At 71.3% G+C, this 23,876-nt stretch carries 22 protein-coding genes and 1 tRNA gene; 13 read left to right on the top strand and 10 right to left on the bottom strand.

Translation table 11 applies throughout. The annotated features are described in order from the left end of the window. The first annotated feature begins 90 nt into the window (after positions 1–90). Positions 91–987: a glycoside hydrolase family 19 protein gene (locus tag ACLQ2N_RS14045; protein WP_425812672.1), complete on the top strand. Its 897-nt coding sequence runs from the start codon at positions 91–93 to the stop codon at positions 985–987. Positions 988–1,136: 149 nt separating this feature from the next. Beyond that, positions 1,137–2,279 carry a DNA polymerase III subunit beta gene (gene dnaN / locus ACLQ2N_RS14040; protein ID WP_425812670.1) on the top strand — a complete coding sequence of 381 codons (1,143 nt, stop codon included), beginning with the start codon at positions 1,137–1,139 and terminating at the stop codon, positions 2,277–2,279. Between the two features lie 68 nt (positions 2,280–2,347). On the opposite strand, the gene ACLQ2N_RS14035 is transcribed toward dnaN, so the two are convergent. After that, positions 2,348–4,651: a protein kinase domain-containing protein gene (locus ACLQ2N_RS14035; protein WP_425812668.1), complete on the bottom strand. Its 2,304-nt coding sequence runs from the start codon at positions 4,649–4,651 to the stop codon at positions 2,348–2,350. Positions 4,652–4,794: 143 nt separating this feature from the next. Here ACLQ2N_RS14035 and ACLQ2N_RS14030 point away from each other — a divergent pair, with 143 nt between their 5' ends. Both ACLQ2N_RS14030 and ACLQ2N_RS14025 read left to right on the top strand, forming a co-directional pair. Next, complete coding sequence (locus ACLQ2N_RS14030) at positions 4,795–5,511, top strand: GntR family transcriptional regulator (RefSeq protein WP_425812666.1); 717 nt, start codon at positions 4,795–4,797, stop codon at positions 5,509–5,511. Between the two features lie 126 nt (positions 5,512–5,637). Then, positions 5,638–6,288, top strand: coding sequence for a hypothetical protein (locus ACLQ2N_RS14025; RefSeq protein ID WP_361027703.1), 651 nt, complete (start codon positions 5,638–5,640; stop codon positions 6,286–6,288). 48 nt (positions 6,289–6,336) lie between these two features. Here ACLQ2N_RS14025 and ACLQ2N_RS14020 read toward each other — a convergent pair whose 3' ends face one another. Then, positions 6,337–7,116 carry an SLATT domain-containing protein gene (locus ACLQ2N_RS14020; RefSeq protein ID WP_425813216.1) on the bottom strand — a complete coding sequence of 260 codons (780 nt, stop codon included), beginning with the start codon at positions 7,114–7,116 and terminating at the stop codon, positions 6,337–6,339. A gap of 383 nt (positions 7,117–7,499) precedes the next feature. On the opposite strand from ACLQ2N_RS14020, the gene ACLQ2N_RS14015 reads away from it, so the two are divergent. From ACLQ2N_RS14015 to ACLQ2N_RS13985, 7 genes are all read left to right on the top strand, one after another. Beyond that, positions 7,500–7,838, top strand: coding sequence for a YbaB/EbfC family nucleoid-associated protein (locus ACLQ2N_RS14015; protein ID WP_330315266.1), 339 nt, complete (start codon positions 7,500–7,502; stop codon positions 7,836–7,838). Between the two features lie 79 nt (positions 7,839–7,917). Next, the gene (gene recR / locus ACLQ2N_RS14010; RefSeq protein ID WP_018102117.1) at positions 7,918–8,517 is read left to right on the top strand and encodes a recombination mediator RecR; all 600 of its coding nucleotides are present in this window, start codon (positions 7,918–7,920) and stop codon (positions 8,515–8,517) included. Positions 8,518–8,609: 92 nt separating this feature from the next. Then, positions 8,610–9,269, top strand: coding sequence for a DUF5063 domain-containing protein (locus ACLQ2N_RS14005; RefSeq protein WP_425812663.1), 660 nt, complete (start codon positions 8,610–8,612; stop codon positions 9,267–9,269). A 223-nt stretch (positions 9,270–9,492) separates the two neighbouring features. Continuing rightward, positions 9,493–10,764: an aspartate kinase gene (locus ACLQ2N_RS14000; RefSeq protein ID WP_018102119.1), complete on the top strand. Its 1,272-nt coding sequence runs from the start codon at positions 9,493–9,495 to the stop codon at positions 10,762–10,764. After that, complete coding sequence (locus tag ACLQ2N_RS13995; RefSeq protein WP_425812660.1) at positions 10,761–11,825, top strand: aspartate-semialdehyde dehydrogenase; 1,065 nt, start codon at positions 10,761–10,763, stop codon at positions 11,823–11,825. The genes ACLQ2N_RS14000 and ACLQ2N_RS13995 overlap by 4 nt, the downstream gene beginning before the upstream one ends. 383 nt (positions 11,826–12,208) lie before the next feature. Beyond that, positions 12,209–12,784, top strand: coding sequence for a SigE family RNA polymerase sigma factor (locus ACLQ2N_RS13990; protein ID WP_164402689.1), 576 nt, complete (start codon positions 12,209–12,211; stop codon positions 12,782–12,784). A 119-nt stretch (positions 12,785–12,903) separates the two neighbouring features. Beyond that, positions 12,904–14,058: a hypothetical protein gene (locus tag ACLQ2N_RS13985; RefSeq protein WP_425812658.1), complete on the top strand. Its 1,155-nt coding sequence runs from the start codon at positions 12,904–12,906 to the stop codon at positions 14,056–14,058. A gap of 37 nt (positions 14,059–14,095) precedes the next feature. On the opposite strand, the gene ACLQ2N_RS13980 is transcribed toward ACLQ2N_RS13985, so the two are convergent. Together ACLQ2N_RS13980 and ACLQ2N_RS13975 are read right to left on the bottom strand one after the other, a co-directional pair. Beyond that, the gene (locus tag ACLQ2N_RS13980; RefSeq protein ID WP_425812656.1) at positions 14,096–14,974 is read right to left on the bottom strand and encodes an SURF1 family protein; all 879 of its coding nucleotides are present in this window, start codon (positions 14,972–14,974) and stop codon (positions 14,096–14,098) included. A gap of 95 nt (positions 14,975–15,069) precedes the next feature. After that, positions 15,070–16,956, bottom strand: coding sequence for a S9 family peptidase (locus ACLQ2N_RS13975; RefSeq protein ID WP_425812654.1), 1,887 nt, complete (start codon positions 16,954–16,956; stop codon positions 15,070–15,072). Positions 16,957–17,026: 70 nt separating this feature from the next. Here ACLQ2N_RS13975 and ACLQ2N_RS13970 point away from each other — a divergent pair, with 70 nt between their 5' ends. Continuing rightward, complete coding sequence (locus ACLQ2N_RS13970; protein WP_425812652.1) at positions 17,027–17,863, top strand: class I SAM-dependent methyltransferase; 837 nt, start codon at positions 17,027–17,029, stop codon at positions 17,861–17,863. 44 nt (positions 17,864–17,907) lie between these two features. Here ACLQ2N_RS13970 and ACLQ2N_RS13965 read toward each other — a convergent pair whose 3' ends face one another. The 6 genes from ACLQ2N_RS13965 to ACLQ2N_RS13940 all read right to left on the bottom strand — a co-directional run bounded on the left by ACLQ2N_RS13965 (position 17,908) and on the right by ACLQ2N_RS13940 (position 23,266). Further along, positions 17,908–18,714 carry an SGNH/GDSL hydrolase family protein gene (locus tag ACLQ2N_RS13965; RefSeq protein WP_425812650.1) on the bottom strand — a complete coding sequence of 269 codons (807 nt, stop codon included), beginning with the start codon at positions 18,712–18,714 and terminating at the stop codon, positions 17,908–17,910. Between the two features lie 433 nt (positions 18,715–19,147). Then, positions 19,148–19,798, bottom strand: coding sequence for a SulP family inorganic anion transporter (locus ACLQ2N_RS13960; protein WP_425812648.1), 651 nt, complete (start codon positions 19,796–19,798; stop codon positions 19,148–19,150). A gap of 47 nt (positions 19,799–19,845) precedes the next feature. After that, positions 19,846–20,079, bottom strand: coding sequence for a GAP family protein (locus tag ACLQ2N_RS13955; RefSeq protein WP_425813213.1), 234 nt, complete (start codon positions 20,077–20,079; stop codon positions 19,846–19,848). A 292-nt stretch (positions 20,080–20,371) separates the two neighbouring features. Further along, positions 20,372–21,688, bottom strand: coding sequence for a DUF1254 domain-containing protein (locus ACLQ2N_RS13950; protein ID WP_425812646.1), 1,317 nt, complete (start codon positions 21,686–21,688; stop codon positions 20,372–20,374). Positions 21,689–22,156: 468 nt separating this feature from the next. Beyond that, a tRNA-Pro gene (locus ACLQ2N_RS13945) sits at positions 22,157–22,230 on the bottom strand. A gap of 94 nt (positions 22,231–22,324) precedes the next feature. Further along, on the bottom strand, positions 22,325–23,266 hold the full coding sequence (locus ACLQ2N_RS13940) for a metallophosphoesterase (RefSeq protein ID WP_425812644.1): 942 nt from the start codon (positions 23,264–23,266) through the stop codon (positions 22,325–22,327). A gap of 79 nt (positions 23,267–23,345) precedes the next feature. On the opposite strand from ACLQ2N_RS13940, the gene ACLQ2N_RS13935 reads away from it, so the two are divergent. Next, complete coding sequence (locus ACLQ2N_RS13935; protein ID WP_425812642.1) at positions 23,346–23,810, top strand: GatB/YqeY domain-containing protein; 465 nt, start codon at positions 23,346–23,348, stop codon at positions 23,808–23,810. Positions 23,811–23,876: the final 66 nt, after the last annotated feature.

Raw genomic sequence — 23,876 nt, 5'->3', positions numbered from 1 at the left:
ACAGGTTCAGGCCAACCGCGCTTGAGTGGCGGCAACCCCCCACAGCGGTGCGCCGCGACGACCGGTGCGCCGCGCCGAAGGAGTGTGCAGATGTTCCGACGCATCATGGGCCTGCTCGCCGCGCTGGGCGCGGTCGTCACAGGGCTTGTCGTACTCCCCGCCACCACCGCCTCTGCCGCCGACTGCGCGGCCGCCTGGAACGCCTCGTCCGTGTACACGGGCGGCGGCACCGCCTCGTACAACGGGCACAACTGGACCGCCAAGTGGTGGACCCAGAACGAGAAGCCGGGCAGCTCGGACGTCTGGGCCGACAAGGGCGCCTGCGGAAGCGGAGGCGGCACGGATCCGGGCGACCCGGGCTCGTCCTCCGGCTTCGTGGTGAGCGAGACACAGTTCAACCAGATGTTCCCGAACCGGAGTTCCTTCTACACCTACAGCGGGCTCGTCGCCGCGCTGGACGCCTACCCGGGCTTCGCCAACACCGGCAGCGACACCGTGAAGAAGCAGGAGGCCGCGGCCTTCCTCGCCAACGTCAGCCACGAGACCGGCGGACTGGTGTACATCGTCGAGCAGAACACGGCCAACTACCCGCACTACTGCGACAGCAGCCAGCCCTACGGCTGCCCGGCGGGCCAGGCCGCGTACTACGGGCGCGGCCCCATCCAGCTCAGCTGGAACTTCAACTACAAGGCCGCGGGTGACGCGCTCGGCATCGACCTGCTGCACAACCCGAACCTGGTACAGACCGACGCCGCCGTGGCCTGGAAGACCGGCCTCTGGTACTGGAACACCCAGAACGGCCCCGGCACCATGACCGCCCACAACGCCATGGCGAACGGCGCCGGCTTCGGTGAGACGATCCGCTCCATCAACGGCTCGATCGAGTGCAACGGCGGCAACCCCGCCCAGGTCCAGAGCCGCATCGACAGGTACCAGGCGTTCGTGCAGATCCTCGGCACCACGCCCGGTTCCAACTTGAGCTGCTGACCAGGGCTTTCGTCCGACAACTTCACTCGTGTGGGGGACGCCTCCGGCCTTGCGGACGGAGGCGTCCCCCACCTTGTTGTCAGTGGTCGCCTCTAACGTCGCAAGCATCGGGACCGCTGGCGGTCGGCGCACGAGGAGAGGTCACCACGATGGAGTTCCGGATCGAACGAGGCGAGCTGGCGGATGCTGTCGCCTGGGCCGCCCGCGTTCTGCCCACCAGGTCGCCCGTGCCCGTCCTGGGCGGGCTGCTGCTGGAGGCGACGGACGACAGACTGAGCATCTCCGGCCTGGACTACGAGGCATCCGCCCGGATCGAGGTGGCGGCGCGGACCGAACGGCCCGGGAAGGTCCTGGTCATGGGCCGCCGACTGCTCGACGTGTGCAAGGTGCTGCCCGAGGGGCCGGTGGAATGCGCGGTCGAGGGCTCACGGTTCACGGTGACGGGCGGCGGCGCCGGATTCGGTCTGTCCGTCCTGCCGCTGGACGACTACCCCGCGCTGCCGCCGCTGCCCGAGATACTCGGTGAGGTGGACGGGCCGGAGTTCGCGGCAGCCGTGGCCGATGTGTCGGTGGCCGCCGGCCGGGACGACACCCTCCCCACGCTCACCGGAATCCGCCTGGCGCTCGACGGCGAGCGGATGACCCTCGCGGCCACCGATCGCTACCGCTTCGCCGTCCGGACGCTCGACTGGCTGCCCACGGGCCACGGCGTCACCGCCGACGTCGTCGTCTCGGCCCGTCGGCTCAGCGAGATCGCCCGCTCGGTCGGCACCCGCTCCGGTACGGTCCGCCTCGCCCTGGACAGCGGTTCGGCGGGCTTCGAACGGGAGGGCATGCGCACCACGGTCCGGCTGCTCGACGGCCGGCTTCCGCGCCACGACAAGCTGTTCGTGCTGAGCGGGCCGGTCAAGGCGGTGACCGAGCGCGAACCGCTGGTCGAGGCGGTGAAGCGGGTCGCGGTCGTGGCGGACGGCGACAGCCCGCTCCAGTTCGCGTTCACCGGGGACTCCGTCCTGCTCCAGGCCGGGTACGAGGACGACGTGGCCTCCCAGCGCCTGCCCGCCGGACTCCTGGGCGCCGACGAGGTCGCCGTGGGTTTCAACCCCTCCTACCTGATGGACGCGTTGGCCACGTTCGACAGCCCGGTGGTCCGGTTCCAGCTCATGGGCCAGGGCCAGCGCGCCATGATCACCGGACACCAGGACCATGAGGAAGCGGCGGCAGCGGCGGACGGGGTGGGGGACACGGTCCACCAGCACCTGCTCATGTCGCTCCGGCCGCTGATCCAGTGAAACCGGCTGCGGGGCAGGGCAGCGGGCGGCCGTGCGCACGCACCGGCGGTCCCGCCCGGCCCGGAGCGTCAGCCGGACTTCGTGTACGTGAGCTTCTCACCGCTCGACGTGTTCTCACGGCTCAGCCTCCCGTCCGGGAGCAGGGTGAGCGTCGTCGGAGCGCCCGGGGAGCAAGAAGCCGCGGGTTCCCCCTCCGTCACGGTGGAGGGTCCGATGCTGACGGACTCGCCCTCGGCGGCCTCGGCGGTCAGGGGTGCCTCGAAGACGCAGTGGTAGGTGCCGCCGTCGGCGAGGGGGCCCTCGGCGGTCAGGGTGAGGACCGTGTCGCCCGCCTCGCCCTGGCGGATGACGAGTTCACGGGTGGAGTGGCCGGTGTCGTTGTCGATGCTGCCGGACCAGGAGCCCAGGTAGCCGTCGGGGATGCCGCCCTCCTCGCCGTTCTCCCCGTCGTCGGGCGAGGGGTCCGGGGAGACGTCGGGGGAAGGGGACTCGTCGATGGCCCGAGATGGAGTGGGCCCGGCCGAATGGGTGGGCTTGGCCGTGGGCGACCCGCCCTTGTCGTTCATGAGGGCGTAGACGGACCCGCCGGCGCCTACGGCGACCAGCACGGCGACGAGGATCAGCGCGATGGTCGAGCCGCTGCTCCTGCGGGCCGGTTCGGGAGCGGGGGCCGGATGCTGGGTGCCGCCGGGGTACCCGGGGCCGTACGGGGGAGTGGCGCCTTGGGCGGGCTGCTGCGGGTAGCCGTACGGGTAGCCGTGGTCCGGGCCCGGCTGCTGGGGGTAGCCGTATGCCTGGCCTTGGCCGGGTTGCTGCGGATAGCCGTATCCCCGGTCGGGGTTGGGCTGCTGCGGGTGGCCGTAGCCCTGGAGCTGCTGCGGCTGGGCGGCCTGGTGCGGGTAGCCGTAGCCGGGCGGCGGGGCGACCGGGGGCGGCCCGCTCGGCGGCGTGGCGGCGGCACCGGCAGCGGTGGGGAGCGCGTGGCCGGGGCCGGACCCGGGCTGCCCGGGAGACGGCAGCGGGGCGGTCGGACCGGTGGGGGCGTTGAGGACCTCGGTCGCCGGCTCGGCGGCAGGTCCGGTGACCGGGCCGGAGGGTGCGCCGGGCACAGCGCCGGAGGGTGCGCCGGGCACAGCGCCGGAGGGTGCGCCGGACGGGGCGCCGCTCACCGCGTCTGCGGGGGCGACCGGCTTGGTGAGGGGGACCGCGCCCTGCGGCTTCCCGGCCCCGGGGCTTGGGGCGGGGCCCGTGGTTCGGTCCGGGTCCGGCACCCCGTCAGACGGCACCCCGTCAGACGGCACCGCGTCGGCCGGCACCGCGTCGTTCGGCGCGTCACCGCCCCCCGCAGTGGCGGGCCCCCCGCCACCTGGCACCACGGCGTCGGCCGGGACCGCCGCGTCCGTCGGCACCACGGCGTCGGCCGGGACCGCGTCCTCGGGGTCCTCCGAGTCGAGCAGTTCCACGGCGTGGCGGCCGAGTTGGGCGAGGAGGGCACCCGGGAGCCAGGGCTCCGCGCCGCTGTCGCCGTCGGCCAGCAGCGCCAGGATGTCGTCCGTGGACGGCCGGGCCTGCGGGTCCTTGTGGAGGCAGCCGCGAATCAGGTCGTCCAGGCCTGGCGTGACCCCGGTCAGGTCCGGGTCCTCCTGCGCGATGCGGAACAGCAGGGCGTGCATCTCGTTGGCCACGGCGCCGAAGGGAAGCCGGCCGGTCAGGGCGTACGTCAGCACCGACCCCAGGCAGAACACGTCGCTGGCCGCGCTCACCCGCTCGCCCCGCACCTGCTCCGGCGACATGAAGCCGGGCGTGCCGACCAGGGCGCCGGTGCGGGTGAGACCGCCGTCGGTGATGGTGTCCAGGGCCCTCGCTATCCCGAAGTCGATGACGCGCGGGCCGTCGATCGTGAGCAGGATGTTGGAGGGCTTCAGGTCCCGGTGGATCAGGCCGGCCGTGTGGATGGCCTTCAGGGCGTGGGCCAGACCGGAGCCGAGAACGCGGACGGACCGCTCCGGCAGAGGACCGTAGGCGCCGGTGGCCGGACCGGACGCGGCGCCCGGCCCGCCCGAGACGGTGGCGTGGAGGGAGGGACCCGCCACATACCCGGTGGCGACCCACGGGACATCGGCCTCGGTGTCGGCGTCCAGGACGGGCGCGGTCCACGCGGAACCCACCCGCCGGGCGGCCCGCACCTCCTGACGGAACCGGTCGCGGAATTCCGGCTGCGCAGCCAGCTCCTCGCGGATCAGCTTGAGCGCGACCGTACGGCCGCGGTCGGACCGGGCCAGATACACCTGGCCCATCCCGCCCGCGCCGAGGCGCCCGAGCAGGCGGTAGGCGCCGATGCGCTGTGGATCGGTGGACCCGAGCTTCTCCATGGTGTGCGGCCTCCCCCGTACGACAACACCCCGGACGGGGACGAGAATAGCGGCGTGGATCGCCCGGCCGGGCCCCTCCGGGGCTCAGGACCGGTGCGACCCCGGTCTAAGGTGACCCGGAACCGAATGGGGGAGGGGCGCCCATGTGCGCGAGCGGAGCCGTCACCCGCAGCACCCTGCGACAGCAGATCGCGGACGCGCTGCGTGACGAAGTGCTCGCCGGGCGTCTGCTGCCGGGGCGCGAGTTCACCGTCAAGCAGATCGCCGAGCAGTACGGGGTGTCCGCGACGCCCGTCCGCGAGGCGCTGTTCGACCTGTCCGCGCAGGGCCTGCTCGAATCCGACCAGCACCGCGGATTCCGGGTGCACGAGTTCACGGTCGAGGACTACCGGGCGATGGTCGAGGCCCGGGCCCTGGTCATGGACGGGGTCATCCGGGACGTCTTCCACGAGCCGGTTCCGGACCGGCGGGCCGACTACCGGGACGCGCTCGTCTCCGTACGCCGCCGGGCCGAGGAGGCCGCCCGCGCGGCCCGCGGCGGCGACCTGGACATCCTCATCGGCTACGACCTGCGCTTCTGGCGCGAGCTCGGCGGGCTCATCGGCAACGGCTACATCAGCGACTTCCTGCACCGGCTGCGCGTCCAGGCATGGGTGTTCGCCGTGCCGTACCTGCGGGGCGACGCCGATCTGCGGGACTGGCTGTGGAACGGCCATGCCGAGCTGGTCGCCGCCATCACGCACCGGGACGGGGAAGCCCTGCGTGCGGCGATAGACGGGTACAACGGCCATGCGCTGAGCTGGGCCGACCGCCTGGCCGGGCGGGGACCGTCCGCGGGGGACACCGAGGGGCGCACCTGAATCCCGCGGGCACCCTCGCCGCTCCACCGCGCCCCCGGGCCGCTCGTGAGCGACCACTGTGCGCGCGGTGCCGGTCGCATTACGCTGTCCCGACCACCGCACGCCCCCGTTGGAGAGCGAGACTTCGTGGCCTGTGACCTGTGGCTGGTCCCCCTCGTCGATGTGCTGTGCCACAGCCCCGACAACCCCTTCGCCGAAGAGATCGCCCTCTACGACAAAGCCCTGGGCGAGGCCGGACTGCCGCCCGTCCCCGTTTACGCCTACATGCCGGGACTGACCGGAGACGTCGCCCCGGTCGCCGGCTTCGACTACGACGCCCTGCACTTCCTGCGCCGCGCCTACCTCCTCCAGCTCAGTGGTCTCGCCGTGACGCCGGTCGGTGAGCTGGGCGGGGACTACGAGCAGTTGCTGGAGATGTTCGAGGCCACGGCCCGGCAGTCGCACCTGGTGTGGCACTTCGACCACGCGGGGGCCTACGTACCCCTCGACTTCGCCGCGCCCGTCTCCACCGACGACCTGCTGGCAGCGGGCGGCCCGCTCGGTTCCGCGCACGGGCTGCTGCGGGAGCTGGAGTTCGTCGCCCCGGCCATCGGGATCGACCCGGCGAACCCGCCGGCCGCCCCCCTGCCGCCCGCCGCCCCCACCGAACTGGAGGAACCGGCGACCTCCGTTCCGTACGACGACAACCCCTTCGCCCGGGAGCGCCACGTATGGCTCGGCCTGCACGCCGCGGCCACCCGCAGCCTCGCCCAGGGATCGATGATCGTCTTCAGCTGACGTGTTCCCGGTGCCCCGCGCCGGAGCCCCGCACCGGCCGGCGAACGGTCAGCGCGGGGACTCCGGCGGCCGCTGCCGAGGCATGTTCGGCCGGCCCATCGACTGGAGCGGGAAGCGTCCGGGCGCCGCTCCCGGCTCCGGGCGCCCGTTCCCGGAGCCGCCGGAGACCAGGGCCTGCATCCCGAGCGGCGCGGGCCCGGCACGGAACTCCACCATCCAGTCGGCGGTCTCCGACCGTACGAGCTCCGTGATGTCCTCGGAGAAGCGCCGCAGCACGCCCAGGCACCGCTCGGTCGCCTCGCTCGCCGTGCCCTCGGTCGGCCCGAGCACCTCCCGTACGCACTCCGACGCCCAGTCGAACCGGAGCACCTGGAGCCGCCGCTGCACCGCCTGCGCGGTCGCGAGGTTCCTTATCCAGCCCGAGGTCAGGCCGAAGTAGCGGTCGCACGCCATGCACGCGGCACCGAGGAGCAGCGACAGATAGCCCCAGCCGGCCGCGCCGTGCAGCGCGCCCGTCAGGTCGAGCAGCGGCAGGGCGGCGCCCGCGACCGCCCCGGCGGCAGTGCCCATCCGCAGTGCCCGGGCGCCGCGCCGCTTCCACAGCCGGTCGTTCAGATACCAGTCGGCGGTGCGCAGCGCGTCCGCCTCCAGCCACTGGTAGAGCTCGTCCAGCCGCTGGGAGGGCTCCCCCCAGTCGCCCAGCGGGAAGGGCGCTCCGGTCAGGTCACGGGCTCGCCCCGCACGGTCCTCGGAGTCCGTACCGGAGGGAGCGGCCGCGCCCGCCGGTCCGGACGTGCCGGACTTGCGGGGCGGCACTTCGGGCTGCATCTCCGGCTGACTCACCGGGGTACTCCTCTGCATGCTGCATAGCGACGCGTGCTCTCGACCGCGTACTCGACGACGGGGCGGATCCTTGCTCTGCTCCCGGTCCCTGGACGCGACGGGCAGTCCCCCATGCGTAACCATGCGTGAGGAGGGGTAGGCGCGTGCGTGCCGGGACGCATGCCCTTCCTACCGCCGAATGGTGGGCCGTGGGGTCGAAATCGCGGTATTCCCGGGTGTGCACGGCCTCTGGTCAGGTATAGGAGCCGCGGCACGGCTCCCCCGATCTCACTCGAAAGAGTTGCTCCTCGGCGGGTGGGGCGCGCCGCCCGGGGACCACGTAGGCTCGGCATACCGAAACATTTGTCGTCGAAATGCCTGGAGTGACCGTGATTCCCGGTGGTGGTCAGCCCAATATGCAGCAGCTGCTGCAGCAGGCCCAGAAGATGCAGCAGGACCTCGCCCAGGCCCAGGAAGAGCTTGCCAGGACCGAGGTCGACGGCCAGGCAGGCGGCGGCCTCGTCAAGGCGACGGTCAACGGCTCGGGCGAGCTGCGTGCCCTGGTGATCGACCCGAAGGCGGTGGACCCGGAGGACACTGAGACCCTCGCGGACCTCGTCGTCGCGGCGGTCCAGGCGGCCAACGAGAACGCCCAGCAGCTCCAGCAGCAGAAGCTGGGCCCGCTGACGCAGGGGCTGGGCGGCGGCATGCCCGGCCTGCCGTTCTGACCGGCCGCATACCCAAGACCGTACGTACCCCCTACGGTACGTACCACGACTCAGCCGACTCAGTCAGGAAGGCGTTCCGTTGTACGAAGGCGTGGTTCAGGACCTCATCGACGAACTGGGCAGGCTGCCCGGCGTCGGTCCCAAGAGCGCGCAGCGGATCGCCTTCCACGTGCTGCAGGCGGAGCCGACGGACGTGCGGCGCCTGGCCCACGCCCTCCTGGAGGTCAAGGACAAGGTCCGCTTCTGCGCGGTCTGCGGCAACGTGGCCCAGGAGGAGGAGTGCGGGATCTGCCGCGACCAGCGGCGCGACCGGTCGGTCATCTGCGTGGTCGAGGAGCCCAAGGACGTCGTCGCGATCGAGCGGACCCGTGAATTCCGGGGGCGCTACCACGTGCTGGGCGGGGCCATCAGCCCCATCGAGGGGGTCGGTCCGGACGATCTGCGCATCCGCGAGCTCCTCGCCCGCCTCGCCGACGGCTCCATCACGGAGCTGATCCTGGCGACCGACCCCAACCTGGAGGGCGAGGCCACCGCGACGTACCTGGCGCGGATGGTCAAGCCGATGGGCCTGCGTGTCACCCGGCTCGCCAGCGGCCTGCCGGTGGGGGGCGACCTGGAGTACGCGGACGAGGTCACGCTCGGCCGCGCCTTCGAGGGGAGGCGGCTGCTCGATGTCTGACGGTCGCGTTCCCGCATCTCACGGCGGCTTTACGTTCAGCGCGGTTATCTTCTACTCACAGTCTCCGACCGGTCACGCGGGAGGTCTCCTCGATGTCTGACGCCACGTTGAACACCGTCACACAGGACCCCGGTGATTTCGCGGTCCAGATCGCCGACCAGATCAAGACGTTCATCGTCGCGGTCACCGAGGTGTCTCGGGTCGAGGAGCCGGAAGAGGCCGTTCCGGTCCTGCTCCTCCAGGTCTCCCAGCTCCTGCTGGCCGGCGGCCGGCTCGGCGCGTACGAGGACATCGTCCCCGACGAGCGCTACGAACCCGACCTGGGCGCCGAACCGGACGCGGACGGCCTGCGCGAGCGCTTCGCGGCCCTCCTGGAGCCGATCGACGTCTACTCCGAGGTCTTCGACCCGTATGAGCCCCGCAAGGCCCCGGTCGCGGCCCGCATCTCCGACGATCTGGCCGACCTCGTCACCGACCTTCGCCACGGCCTGGCCCACTACGAGGAGGGCCGCACCACCGAGGCCCTGTGGTGGTGGCAGTTCTCCTACTTCTCCAACTGGGGCTCCACCGCTTCCGCCGCCCTGCGCGCCCTCCAGTCCCTGATCGCCCACATCCGCCTCAACCAGCCCCTCCAGGAGCTGGACGGCCTGGACACCGACCAGGACGCCGGCGACGACAATCTCGCCGAGGAGGCGGGCCGCGTCATGTTCGAGGAGATCGCGGGACCGCTGGGCCTGCGCCCGGCCAAGTAGGAGGGCACCCGGGCCGTCCGGTGGCCCGGCCCAGGTGTGGGCTGGGCCACAAAGGGGCATGCGTACGTGTCCGGTGGGCAGCAGGGCGGTACGAGCGGCTCGGAGCGACGCGCCGATGATCACGTGGTGAGCGGGACATCTCAGCATGTGATATCAGCGGGGCGTTTCCGGGCTGCTCGTTAAACTGAGCCGACCGCAGTAATGGACTGAGCGAGGAGCGCACGTGGGCCTTGTCGTGCAGAAGTACGGAGGCTCCTCCGTAGCCGATGCCGAGGGCATCAAGCGCGTCGCCAAGCGAATCGTCGATGCCAAGAAGAACGGCAACCAGGTGGTTGTCGTGGTGTCCGCGATGGGCGACACGACGGACGAGTTGATCGATCTCGCCGAGCAGGTATCCCCGATACCGGCCGGGCGTGAGTTCGACATGCTGCTGACCGCGGGAGAGCGGATCTCCATGGCGCTGCTGGCCATGGCGATCAAGAACCTGGGCCACGAGGCCCAGTCGTTCACCGGCAGCCAGGCGGGCGTCATCACCGACTCGGTCCACAACAAAGCGCGCATCATCGATGTGACGCCGGGCCGCATCCGTACGGCGCTGGACGAGGGGAACATCGCGATCGTCGCGGGGTTCCAGGGTGTGTCCCAGGACAAGAAGGACATCACCACCCTCGGCCGCGGCGGGTCCGACACCACTGCCGTCGCGCTCGCGGCCGCACTGGACGCCGAGGTCTGCGAGATCTACACCGACGTGGACGGCGTGTTCACCGCCGACCCGCGGGTCGTCAAGAAGGCCCGCAAGATCGACTGGATCTCCTTCGAGGACATGCTGGAGCTGGCCGCGTCCGGCTCCAAGGTGCTGCTGCACCGCTGCGTCGAGTACGCACGCCGATACAACATCCCGATCCACGTCCGCTCGTCCTTCTCCGGACTGCGCGGCACCTGGGTCAGCAACGAGCCGCAAGGGGACCAGAAGGTGGAGCACGCGATCATCTCCGGAGTCGCCCATGACGTCTCCGAGGCCAAGATCACCGTCGTCGGCGTGCCCGACAAGCCGGGCGAGGCCGCCGCGATCTTCCGTACGATCGCGAACGCCGAGGTCAACATCGACATGGTGGTGCAGAACGTCTCCGCCGCGTCGACCGGCCTGACGGACATCTCGTTCACGCTCCCCAAGGCGGAGGGCCGTAAGGCCATCGACGCCCTGGAGCGCAACCGCGGCGTGATCGGCTTCGACTCGCTGCGCTACGACGACCAGATCGCCAAGATCTCCCTGGTCGGCGCAGGTATGAAGACGAACCCCGGGGTCACCGCGGGCTTCTTCGAGGCGCTGTCCGACGCGGGCGTGAACATCGAGCTGATCTCGACGTCCGAGATCCGCATCTCGGTGGTCACCCGCGCCGACGACGTCAACGAGGCCGTGCGTGCCGTGCACACCGCCTTCGGCCTCGACAGCGACTCCGACGAGGCCGTCGTGTACGGGGGCACCGGCCGATGACCGCACGCCGCCCTTCGCTCGCGGTCGTCGGTGCGACCGGGGCGATCGGCGGCGTCATGCTCCAGATCCTCTCGCAGCACGCGGACGTCTGGGGCGAGGTCAGACTCGTCGCCTCACCGCGCTCGGCCGGCCGCAAGCTGGTCGTACGCGGTGAGGAGAGCGAGGTCCTCGCACTCACCGAGGACGTCTTCGAGGGCATCGACGTGGCACTGTTCCTCGTGCCCGCCGAGGTCTCCGCGCGCTGGGCCCCGCTCGCGGCGTCCAAGGGTGCGGTCGTCATCGACGACTCCGCCGCCTTCCGGGCCGACGACGACGTTCCGCTCGTCGTGCCCGAGATCAACCCGCACGCCGCACGGATGAGACCGCGCGGCATCGTCGCGAACCCGAACTGCACCACGCTGGCGCTGATCGTCGCCATCGGCGCCCTGCACGCCGAGTTCGGTCTGCGGGAGCTCGTCGTCTCCTCGTACCAGGCCGTCAGCGGTGCCGGCCGCGACGGGGTCGCCGTACTGCGCGAACAGCTGTCGATGGTGGCCGGTACGGAACTCGGTACGAAGCCGGGCGACGTGCGCCGCGTGGTGGGCGACACGCACGGCGGCCCGTTCGCCGCGCCGGTCGCGCTGAACGTCGTCCCCTGGGCCGGGACGGACGCCGGGGACGGCTGGTCGTCGGAGGAGCTGGCCATCCGCGAGGAGTGCCGCAAGATCCTCGGCCTGCCGAGCCTGCGCGTGACGGCGACCTGTGTGTACGTACCCGTCGTCGCCACGCACTCGATGTCCGTCCACGCCCGCTTCGAGAACGAGGTCGCCGTCGACCGGGCCCACGAGATCCTGGCCACCGCCCCCGGGGTGGTGCTCTACGACAGCCCGGGCGCCGGCGACTTCCCCACCCCGTCCGACGTGGTCGGCACCGACCCGACCTGGGTCGGCCGGGTCCGCCGCTCGATGGACGACTCGCAGGCGCTGGAGCTCTTCGTCTGCGGCGACAACCTCCGCAAGGGGGCAGCGCTCAACGTGGCCCAGATCGCCGAATCCGTGGCCGCGGAATTCCTGCGGTCCTGACAGCTCGTGGTCACGAGGTCCGGATCGAGCCTGTTTTGCACTTTCTGTGAAAGATCTGTGAGCAACTCGCTGGTCTGAACCTCTTGAGCTGGGCAGTCGCCGTGACGGACGATGACCCTTCGGTTCGTTGCAACCGCGGGTCGGGCGCCAGGCGTCTAAGCGGTCACTTCTTGCGCGGCGGGGCGCATGTGCGGGGCATCTGGGGAAGAGCGGGTACGTATGAGGGCATTTCGCAGGGTCTCAAACGCGGTGCCGTACGCGTACAACCCTGACGGGGGGAAGCGTGTCCAACTGGCGTGGCAGAGGTTCTCGATATCACAGTGGTGGGCCCCTTGCGCGGCGCTTCGGTGCGACCGCTCCGACGGGCCCGTGCGGCCGGTGGCATGCCGGTGATCGCGCCCATGCCCGCCGCGCGTCAGACGGGGCTGCCGGCGCAGCGCGAGGGTGCTGAAGAGGGCGTGGCAGCCGGAACCACCGTCGACCATCTCACTGAGACCTACCGCGCCCACTACCGTTCGCTGCTCGGCCTCGCGGCCCTGCTGCTGGACGACACGGCGTCCTGCGAGGACGTCGTGCAGGAGGCGTTCATCCGCGTGCACTCCGCGCGCAACCGGGTCCGCGAGCCCGAGAAGACCCTCGCGTACCTGCGCCAGACCGTCGTCAACCTCTCCCGCTCCGCGCTGCGCCGCCGCATCCTCGGGCTGAAGCTCCTCTCGAAGCCGATGCCGGACATGGCGAGCGCGGAGGAGGGAGCGTACGACCAGCTGGAACGGGACGCGCTGATCAAGGCGATGCGCGGCCTGCAGAGGCGCCAGCGCGAGGTGCTGGTCCTGCGCTACTTCGCGGACATGACCGAGGCTCAGGTCGCCGAGACACTGGGCATATCGCTGGGCTCGGTGAAGGCGTACGGGTCACGCGGTATCGCGGCCCTGCGCGTGGTGATGGAGGCGCAGGTATGAGCCGGCGCGGTGACCACCACGACCACGACCATGAACAGGACCCGCGGCCGGGGGGCCGTAACGGATACCGGCATGGCTCCTCGCGCGGGTTCCCGTTGGACGGGACGGGGAACGGAACTGTGAACCACGGGCCGGAGAACGCCCCGCACGCGGACCACGACGGCGACACCCAGGGCCTCGTGGCCCCGACCGGACTGTTCGGTGGAGGCAGCTCGTCCGGCGGGAGCGCGCCCTTCGGCGACGACGGTGACGACGGCGCCGAGGATGCGCTGCGCCGCATGATGCACGGCGTCGTGCAGGGACTGGAGCCGAGCGAGGGCAGCCTCGACCGGCTGCAGCGCGCGGTGCCCGCCCGGCGGGCCCGTCGGAGGCAGGCCCTGGTCGGCGCCGCCGCGGCGGCACTGCTCATCGGCACCGCGATTCCCGCGTTCGTCCACGTCGCCAACTCGGAGGGCTCCAGCACGGCCAGCCCCGCCATCGCCGGCCACGGCGAGCAGGCGCAGGGCGGCAACGGCGACGACCGCGGCGCGGGCTCCGGCAACGGCGGTGGCGGCGAGAGCGGCGGCCACCCGAACGGGGGCCAGGGGCTTCCGGAGAGCACCACGACCCCGTCCGACAGCAGCGGCCAGGGCCAGGACGGCGATCCGGCCGGCGCGTCCGCCGATCCCGCCACGAGCGCGGCGGACCCCATGCGCCCGTGCGACCCGGGACAGCTCGGCGTCAGGTCGGCCAGGACCGGCGCGGCGGGTGCCGACGGCACGGTGTACGGAGCCTTCCGCATCGCCAACGTCTCCGGCGACAACTGCGTGGTGAGCAGTGGGGGCACCGTGGGCTTCGAGGCGATGGGCGCGGCCGACCCGACCCGGATCGACGTCGTCCGGCACACCGAGGGCGACCCCGCTTCCGGTCTGCCCGACCCCGCCACCGAGGAGACCAACGTCGTGTTGAAGCCGGACGCGGTCTACGAGGTGCAGTTCGCCTGGGTCCCCAAGGACACCTGTCCGTCCACCGGTGGTTCGCCCTCCCCGACGCCGACGGACGGCACGGTGGGCGCGGGCAGCGGCGGTCCGGCCGGCTCCGCGGCGGCCGGTGGCACCGGCGAGAGCGAGACGGGCACGGAGACGCAGTTCGGCAGCGACGGGGCCGCACCCGCCCAAGGCAGCATCTCCGTGCAGCACACCCCGGAGCCGGGGGCCCCGGTCGCCGCGACGAAGATCGACAACGCTTGCGCGGGAACGATTTACCGAACGGGCGTCCTGGAGCCCTCTTCGTAGGAGCGGGTACGGGCGGCCGGTGGCCCGGGCCGCCCGCTCACGCCCCTGAGCGGGCCTCCGCTTCGGAAACAGGCGGGGCGGCGGCCTCCGCCTCGGGGACCAGGCCGAGCCGCACGTCCCGGGCGGCCTCGGCCTCGCGCCGGAGCAGCCGGAACCACATGAAGAGCACGAACCCGGCGAAGACGAACCACTCACCCGTGTAGCCGAGGTTCTGGAAAGCCTTGAGGTCGAGCCCGCCACCCTCCGGCGCGGCCGCCGGTACCGGGCGCAGCGCGGTCGCCCCGGACCGGGCGGCACCGCTCGTCGCGTCCTCCGAGGTGCCCACGGCCTTCTCGGAGCCGCCCGCACCGCTCTTCGGGAGTGTCACCCAGGCGTCGTACACGTCGTACGGCACCAGGTTGACGAGCGACGCGGCGCTGATCATGCCCACTTGGCCGTCCGGCAGCCCGCCCGTCGCGCCGACCCCCGCGGTGCCCGCGTTCTCCGACGCCTGGAGGTCGCCGGTCACCGTGACCCGGCCGGACGGTGCGGGCGGTACCCGGGTCTGTCCGGGCTTCCCGGGCAGCCAGCCGCGTACCACCGGCAGGGCCTTGCCGCTGTCGGTCCGCAGCATGTCCAGGACGTAGTAGCCCTTCCGGTCGTCCAGCTCACGGCCGGGCACCAGGAAGCGGTCCGCGTACCGCCCGGTCGCGATGGCCGGCCGGCCGGAGGTCTCCGTGTCGACGGGCAGCAGCGCGTCGAGCGGTTTGGCCGCCCGGGTGCCCGGCGCGGGCTGCTTCTCGGCGGCCTCGTGCGTATGCACGCGGTCCTCGAAGCGGCCGAGCTGCCAGGTGCCCATGAACACGCAGAACGGGATGGCCAGCACGACGAAGAGGTTGATCCCCCACCATCGCGGGGTCAGCAGGAACCGGTACACCCCTCCACGGTACGGTCTCCGCTCCGGCCGGCCGGAGCGGGGGCATCCGGAGAGCGGTCCCTCATCCGGCGCCTGCACGCCGGTCGGCGCCTCTCCTACGCGCTGCCGGCCGGTGCCTGCTTGCCCGGGCCGACCGGGTCGCCGGGCCCCGCCGGTGACACCCCGGACAAGTGCCGGCGTGCGAAGTCGAGCTCCAGTCGCACTTGCTTGATCCGCTCCTCCACGACGAGCGAGCCGTGCCCCGCGTCGTACCGGTAGACCTCGTGCACGGCGTCCCGGTCCTTCAGCCGGTCCACGTAGTTCTCCACCTGGCGGATCGGGCAGCGCGGGTCGTTGACCCCGGCGGAGATGTAGACCGGGGCGCGCACGGCGTCGACGTACGTCAGGGGGGACGACGCCTCGAACCGCTCGGGCACTTCCTCCGGCGTCCCGCCCAGCAGCGTGCGGTCCATCGCCTTCAGCGCCTCCATCTCGTCGTGGTATGCCGTGACGTAGTCCGCGACGGGTACGGCGGCCAGTCCGAGGGCCCAGTCGCCCGGCTGCGTACCGAGTCCGAGCAGCGTGAGATAGCCGCCCCAGGAGCCCCCCGCCAGGACGAGCTTCGCCGGGTCCGCGAGGCCGGACTTCACCGCCCACTCCCGTACCGCCGCGATGTCCTCCAGCTCGATCAGCCCGACCCGGTGCTTGAGCGCGTCCGTCCACGCCCGTCCGTAGCCGGTCGAGCCGCGGTAGTTGACCCGGACGACCGCATAGCCGTGGTCGACCCAGGCAGCAGGGCCGGCCGCGAAGGCGTCGCTGTCGTGCCAGGTGGGGCCGCCGTGGATCTCGAAGACTGTCGGGAACGGCCCTTCGGCGGGGGCCGCCGGACGCTGGACGAGCGCGTGGATCCGGCCGCCGGGTCCGTCCACCCACACGTCCTCGACGGGCACCGAGGCCGGCGCCTTGGCCCCTGGCGGGTCGAGCACCACTGCCCCGGTCGTGGAGCGGACGACGGGCGGCTCGGCCGCCGACGACCACAGATATTCGACCGTACCGTCCGGGCGGGCCGTGGCGCCGGAGACCGTGCCGGCCGGCGTCTCCACCCGGACCAGCTTGCCGTCGGCCGCGGCGGGCCCGTACCGCCAGAGCTCGCTGCGGGCCTCGAAGCCGTGCTCGACGAGCAGTGCGGAGCCGTCCGGATACCACTCGGCGCCCACATCGCCGGGCAGGTCGATGGCCAGGTCCGTCTCCGTGCCCGCCACCGGGTCCCAGATCATCGGCTCCCAGCGTCCGCGCCTCTGGTGTCCGACCAGCAGCCGGGTGTCCCCGGCGACCGGCGCGAAGCCGAGGACCGCGAGGCCCAGCTCCTTCGTACCGCCCTCGGTGTCGTCCAGCTCCGCGACCGTCGTCCCGTCCGGGCGGACGACGCGCAGCGCGGAGTGCATCGCGTCCCCGTGCTCGGTGTGCTCCAGGGCGATCAGAGTCCCGTCGTGGCTCAGGTCGCCGACCCCGGCCGACTCGCGGTGGCGGTAGATCTCCACGGGGGCCGTGCCCGGCCGTACGACATGGACCGTCGTTCCGTCCTCGTCCGTCGAACGGCCGATCACCGCCGTGCCGTCCCGGCCGATCGCGAGCCCGGCCGGATAGGACGGCTCGAGGCCGGGAGCGGCCGGCGTGGACTCGGTGTCCACCCCGCCGTGGAACGGCCGGCGCATCCACACCCCGAACTCGTCTCCGTCGGTGTCGCCGAACCACCACACGGAATCGCCGTCCGGCGTCAGCACGCCGTCCGTCGTCCCATTCGGCCGGTCGGTCACCTGGTGCTGCTCACCGGTCGCCCGGTCCCACGCGTACAGCTCATAGGTACCCGTCGCGTTGGAGACGAACAACGCGCGGTCCGGCGCGTCCTCGGCCCAGTCGGGCAGCGATACCCGGGGAGCGCGGAAGCGCTGCTCCCAGAGCGGGACGGATGCGGTCGTCGGCGAACCAGTGGCCTCAGTCATGACCCCATTCTGCGCCGGACGCCCGACAATCCGTTCGCTTCGTCCGCAGCCTGTGGATAGCCTCGCGCACATGTCCACCGCTCCGACACCGCCCGACTGGCGCGAGGCCAACCGCAGGATGTGGGATGAACGTGTGCCCATTCACGCAGGCAGTGACTTCTACGACCTCGACTCCTTCCGTGCGGGGAAGGACGCCCTGCGGCCCTTCGAGCTGGCCGAGGTCGGCGATGTGACCGGCCGGTCGCTGCTGCACCTGCAGTGCCACATCGGACTCGACACGCTCTCCTGGGCGCGGCACGGCGCGGCCCAGGTCGTCGGCCTCGACTTCTCCGAACCGGCCGTGGAGACCGCCCGGGCCCTCGCCCAGGACCTGGGGCTCGGTCCCGATCGTGCGGCTTTCGTCGCCGCCGACGTGTATGACGCGGCCCAGGCCGTACCGGACTCCTCGTACGACATCGTCTACACGGGTGTCGGCGCGCTCAACTGGCTGCCCGACATCGTCCGCTGGGCCGAGACGGCCGCGTCACTGGTGGCGCCCGGTGGCTTCCTCTACCTCGCGGAGTTCCATCCGCTCACGGACTGTCTGGACGACGAGACGGGTTCGCGGATCGTGCACGATTACTTCAGCCGCGAGGCATGGGTGGACGAGACGCCGGGTACGTACGCGGACTTCGATGCCCAGACCCTCCACAACCGCAGCGTCGAGTGGCAGCATCCGGTGGGCAGTGTGGTGTCCGCGCTGGCCGCCGCCGGTCTGCGGATCGAATTCCTCCATGAGCACGATGTCTCGCTCTTCGCGCGTTTCCCGGTCCTGAAACGCGGTGGGGACGACTTCTTCCGCTTTCCGTCGGACCGTCCGAGGATCCCGCTGATGTACTCCCTCAAGGCGACCCGCCCGGCGGCCTGACGGAGGAGCGGCGCCCCGGTTCCCACCGGGGCGCCGCTGCCGTGTCACGCCACCGAGCGGAACGCCGGCAGGTAACCGCCGGACTGGCCCTCGGGCTTGGGGTGGTACGAGTTGTAGACGGGGATCGAGACGCTGTGCAGCCATGGATCTCCCGAGCACAGCTCGTGCCCGGTGAACTCGTCGGCGACCCCGGAGAAGGTGAATCCGACGTTCGCAGCCTGCTTGGCGATGACACCGTTCAGTACGTCGGACGCGTTGTTGATGGCCGTACGCGCCTTGTCGGACAGGCCGACGAGACAGCTTCCGCCGATCTTGTAGAAGCGCGGGTAGCCCAGCACCACGACATGGGCCTGCGGCGCCTTGGAGTGGATGGAGGCGTAGAGCGAACTCAGCCCTGACGGCAGGGTGTTGTTCATCTTCCCGACGGCCGCGTTCACGGCCGAGATGCAGGCGGACTCGCCGGACAGTACGCAGTCCTGCATGGCATCGGCGAACCCGACGTCATTGCCGCCCGCGGTGACGCTCACCAGCGAGGTGGACGAACTGAGCGCCCCGAGCTGACCACTGGCCACGGTGCTCGTGGTGGCGCCCGAACAGGCGGCGAAGGTGAATGACGACGGCGAGTTCGCCGCCGCCCAGAGGTACGGGTACGCCTTGGTGCTGCGACGGCAGTCACCGCTGTCGGACAGATAGCTTCCCGCGCCGACACCGGACGAGTACGAATCGCCCAGGGCGACGTACCCGCCGGCGGCGGCCGAGGGGGATGCCGAAGCCGGCTGGGCGATCCCCAGAGCGGCAGCGGCGGCGAGGAGCAGAGTGGATGCGGACGCCCAGAATCTCCGTACTGACATACCTGTCAGCCCTCCGAAGTGTGGGGGGTGGGTGGGGGGTTGAGTGAGCGTCCCCGTTGTAGCAGCTCCCGGTACCAGTCGGTAATAGCTCTGCGAGAACCCGCCTGAATTGCCCGAATGATCGGTCGGCAGGCGTAGCTCCGCGCGTAGATAAACCCTCAACCACCCCTGAAATAAAGGTTCTACGGCAATCGGTCCGTCGCTTCGCAGGGGTGGTCCTTCAGGCTCTGGACGCCCTGCGTGGGTCTGCGCGGTGCGCCAGGAGCGGTTCAGGTCTTCCCGTACGGGGCGCTGCTCCCGGAGGGGACCGCTGAGCATGTGCGCGGCGACCGCGCGCTCGATGAAGACCTGGGGTGAACCACTGGGAGCCGTAGGGAGATGCCTCAGACGCACCAGGAAGACGGCGCCTGCCAGGGCTGGGCGTCGTCTGCGGCTACCGCGTACTGGATGTCCTGGGGCGCGATCTCTCCGGTGTGCGTCTTCCACCGGCTTTCGGAAACCACTCAGGGGTCTGATCCGCATCGCGGATCAGGCCCCTGAGTGGTACTTCACTGTCGGGGTGGCGGGATTTGAACCCACGACCTCTTCGTCCCGAATGAGGTTCGGTTACTGATCTCGCCTGCACGGACCAGTCGCCGATGTGCCAGAGGGAGTCGGCGAGTTGGGCAAGTTTGTTGTGCGGGCCGGGATCGTAGCCGGTTGCGTCCTCGAGCGAGCCGGTGATGATCTGGAGGGCGATGCCGGTGGAGAAGCCGGTCATCACGGCGTTCGACACGAACGACATGACGACGCCGAGCCGCAGCACTCCCATCAGCAGCATGACTGCCCCGGCCAGGACCGCGGGTGGCGATGTGGCCCGTGTCCTTTGGGTCGAGGCGCCCGCCTCCTTGAGGACGCTCTGCGAGGTCAGGGTGAGTGCCGAGGTGAGGGTGGTGACCATCAGGACGGTGCGCGAGAAGAGCGAGCCGACGACGGTCGGGGCGACACCCGCGTAGATACCGGTGACCGGGTTGAAGCCGCCGATCGCCGCGTACGCCATGACTTGGGAGATGGAGAACAGCCCGGTGACGAGCCCGGCGGACACGTCGGACGGCCGCGGCCTGCCGAAGCGCCACGGCCACCTGCCTCGTGTCACGAAGCGAGCCCGCTGACGGCGTCGCCGACGTACTTCGCGCCGAGCACGACGAGGACCACCGTCATGATCGCCGAGTTGTGCTCACCCATCCACGTTTTCCAACCGCCGAGCAACTGCGCGGACTTGGCGCCTCCCAAGACGTACACCAGGAGCGGCAGCAGCACGCACAGCGAGCCGATCACCACGAACAGGACCCCGGCGGCTGCCTTGCCGGGCGTGAAGGTGCCGATGGCCGGTACCCAGCCCGGCAGTTTGTGCTCCTGCCCCTCTCTGGGCCGGTCCTTCCCCTGCTCGGGCGCCCATCAGCAGGAACAGGACACCGAGGGCCAGCTTCAACTATTACGTCCAGGTGGCGGGGGAGCCGCCGTCGTCCGCGCCAGCGTCGGAGCCGGCCGCCACGACGAGGGTAGTGATCACACCGAGCGTCACCATCCAGCCGAGCGTGTACGCGGTGCCGTTCGCCTGCCGCGCGGCGTGGCCAGCACCTGTCCGATGGCGTCGCCCATGACGGCTGCCCCGCCCTCAGCTCTGGACCGTCAGCGGGGGTAGGGCCCAACTGCCGTTCAGCACGGCCGGGTCGGGCCCGTACATCCTGATGATGACGGAGAAGGGGCCGTCCGGCGCGGGCAGCCAGTTGCCGGCCCGCGCGGGGTCGGAGGGCCGGTCCTTCTGCACGTACAGGGTCAGGCCGCTGTCGGCGTCGTAGTGGAGGCCGGGGGTGCGGTCGCCGATGGAGTAGCGGTCGATGGGGTTGGCGACGAGCAGGCGCTCCGGGAGGCGGTACATGGTGGCCGACCAGAAGAAGCGGGCGGGCGGCAGGGCGTCGGCGGGGAAGTGAATCGTGTAGTCGCGCCCGGAGGCGTCCGGCGGCCGGTTGCCCTGGTCGTCGACAGCCCAGCCGCCGTACCACGCCTCCTCGGCCGGCAGCCCGTAGATGCCCTTGTCGACGCCGACCGCGCGGGTGAGGAAGTCGGTGCCGAGCTGCTCGCGGGTGCCGAAGAGGCCGACGGACTTCACCGCATGCCGGTTGGCCTCGTCCAGGCGCCCGCGCCCCTCGGCGATGCCCTGCTCGATGGCGGCGCGCGCCTCCTCGGGCAGGGCGCCGGGCTCGAAGGCCCCGGTGCCGTCGACTCCGAGCGCGGCGAGCCGCTCGCGCAGCTCCCGCACGTCGTCGCGTACGGGGAAGAAGGGCAGCAGGAAGTCGAGGACGGCGAAAAACTCAGGCGAGTCCATGCACTCCTCGCGCCAGATCGGCCAGGCCGGGTCGGCGGCGGGCTCCGGCGCGGCGGTGCCGGTGAACTCGGACAGCGGCCGCAGCACGTACTGCTCCTGGATCGCCTTCAGCGTGCTCACGTCGTCGGGCCCGGCGAGATAGGTGCGCCCGAGGATCCCGACGAACTGGGTCGCCGCTTGCAGCACACCGCTGATCCCGTCCGGTGTGGTGCCGTCCCAGTCGGGCCCGGCGATCAGGTAGTCACCGGCGTCCTGCCCGGTGGTGCGGGCGCCGACGAACCCGGCGTAGACCGTGTCGAGATCGTGGAAGGGGAGCACGTAGTAGCGGTCGCCCATGGCGGGCACGGACACCACCCACGGTTCGGCGCGCAGATCGAGCCAGCCCCAGGAGTACGGGGTGTCGTTGTTCGGCGTGACGATGTCCGTGTTGTCGGGAGTGAAGGGCTGCGGGTAGTGCCGGAAGCGCCCGAATCCGCCGGTGTAGCGGGGGTCGTCGGAGTCGACGGCCTGCGGGTACAGGGTGCGGTAGTTCTGCAAGAGTGCGAAGCCCCAGATCCAGCCGTCGGCGGCGGTGGCGCGCACGGTGTCGGGGGTGGGGTACTCCACGAGGGGCTCCTGACGTACGTACGGGAACGGGCGAGGTCACGCGGGGCTGATGTCGTCGAGCCGCCGACCGCGGTCGACGGCGGAACCCTCCGGGGCGCCGAGACTGCCACCGAACGCCCCAGACCGTCCCATATCACCCATGGGTAGAAGCTAAGCCCCTCCTCTGAGGGGCGCACGTCAGGCGCGTCGGCGTCTCACGATGGCCCACACCGTGGCGCCGGCGGCTACCAGCGCGAGCGCGGCGGTGGTCAGAGCCTGTGTGTGCCGGTCGAACCCCGTGTTCCCCAGGGATCGCTGTCGGCGGCGAGGGTCCACCGCCTCTGGGTGTCGTTGTCGGTCGCGGACTCGTCGGTGTCGGTTGTCGGGGCGGGAGCCAGCTTTCGAGTCGGCTCCCCAACGGCTCCCAAGAAACCACTCAGGGGCCTGATCCGATTTCTCGGATCAGGCCCCTGAGTGGTTTTACGGCTGTCGGGGTGGCGGGATTTGAACCCACGACCTCTTCGTCCCGAACGAAGCGCGCTGCCAAGCTGCGCTACACCCCGATCGCCGCCGGTCTCCCGGCGACATCGACAACTCTAGCCCACCGGCGCCCGGAGACGAAATCCGGTTTTTGTCGTGATCGGCGGGACGACCCGGTCAGGTGTCCCGGGGGGTCAGGGTGAGCAGGGTCGCCTCCGGGGGGCAGGCCACGCGGACCGGGGCGTAGCGGCTCGTACCGCAGCCCGCCGAGACGTGGAGGTAGGCGCGGTTGCCGCCGGAGCAGTGGGTGGAGAGGCCCTTCACGCGGTCCGTGTCCAGGTCGCAGTTGGTGACCAGGGCGCCGTAGAAGGGGATGCAGACCTGGCCGCCGTGGGTGTGACCGGCGAGGATCAGGGGGTAACCGTCCGTGGTGAACGCGTCCAGGGAACGCAGGTAGGGGGCGTGGACAACGCCGATCGAGAGGTCGGCGCCCGTCTCGGGTCCGCCGGCCACCTCGGCGTAGCGGTCGCGCTTGATGTGCGGGTCGTCCAGGCCGGTGAAGGCGAGCTCCAGGCCGTCCAGCTTGAGGCGGCCGCGGGTGTTGGACAGGTTGAGCCAGCCCGCCTCGTCGAAGGCGTCGCGCATCGGTTCCCACGGGTTGTGGACGACGCCGACCGCCGGGGCGTTGCCGTTGAGGCCGTGCTTGCCCGACGCCTTCTCGAAGAGGTAGCGGACCGGGTTGCGCAGCTTGGGGCCGTAGTAGTCGTTGGAGCCGAACACGTACACGCCCGGGAGCTCCATCAGCGGGCCGAGCGCGTCCAGCAGCTCCGGCACGGCCTCGGGGTCGGAGAGGTTGTCGCCGGTGTTCACCACGAAGTCGGGGCGCAGGCCGGCCAGGGACTGGAGCCAGGCGCGCTTCTTGCGCTGCCCGCTGACCATGTGCACGTCGGAGATCTGGAGGACGCGCAACGGGCGGGCCCCTCGCGGAAGCACCGGGACGGTGACCCTGCGCAGGCGGAACGAGCGGACCTCGAAGCCGGCCGCGTAGGCGAGACCGGCGGCGCCGGCCGCGGCGGTGACCGCCGTGATTTTCAGGGGTACTCCGTAGCGTGCGCGCATGCGCCCATCGTCGCAGACGTCGTACGCCCGCAGGAAAACAGGCGGGCGCCGGGCGCCCCGGACCTGCCACAATCACCTCATGACCACGCTCAAGTCCAAGCTCAAGGAAGACCTCACCACGGCCATGAAGGCGCGTGACGAGCTGACCTCGTCCACGCTCCGGCTGACCCTCACCGCGATCACGAAGGAAGAGGTCGGTGGCAAGACCGCCCGCGAACTCTCCGACGACGAGGTGCAGAAGGTGATCGCCAAGGAGGCCAAGAAGCGCCGTGAGGCCGCTGACGCCTTCGCCAAGGGCGGCCGGACCGAGCAGGCCGAGCGGGAGAAGAAGGAGGGCGCGATCCTCGAGGCGTACCTGCCGCAGCAGCTGAGCGACGAGGAGCTGACCGCCATCGTGGCCTCCGCCGTCGACGAGGCGAAGGCCGCCGGGGCCGAGGGGCCGCGCGCGATGGGCGCCGTCATGAAGATCGTCAATCCGAAGGTCGCGGGGCGCGCCGAGGGTGGTCGGGTGGCCGCCGCGGTGAAGAAGCTTCTCGCGGGCTGAACGAAGCCGCAGCCGGCCGGGGCCGGGCCGCGTACGTACGAGAGCGGGGCGCCCCGGGTGATCCGG

The organism is Streptomyces sp. DT224 (assembly GCF_049844595.1).
Classification (GTDB): Bacteria; Actinomycetota; Actinomycetes; order Streptomycetales; family Streptomycetaceae; genus Streptomyces.
Note: the sequence above shows the minus strand (reverse complement) of the source record. Positions and strands in the feature narration are given on the sequence as shown.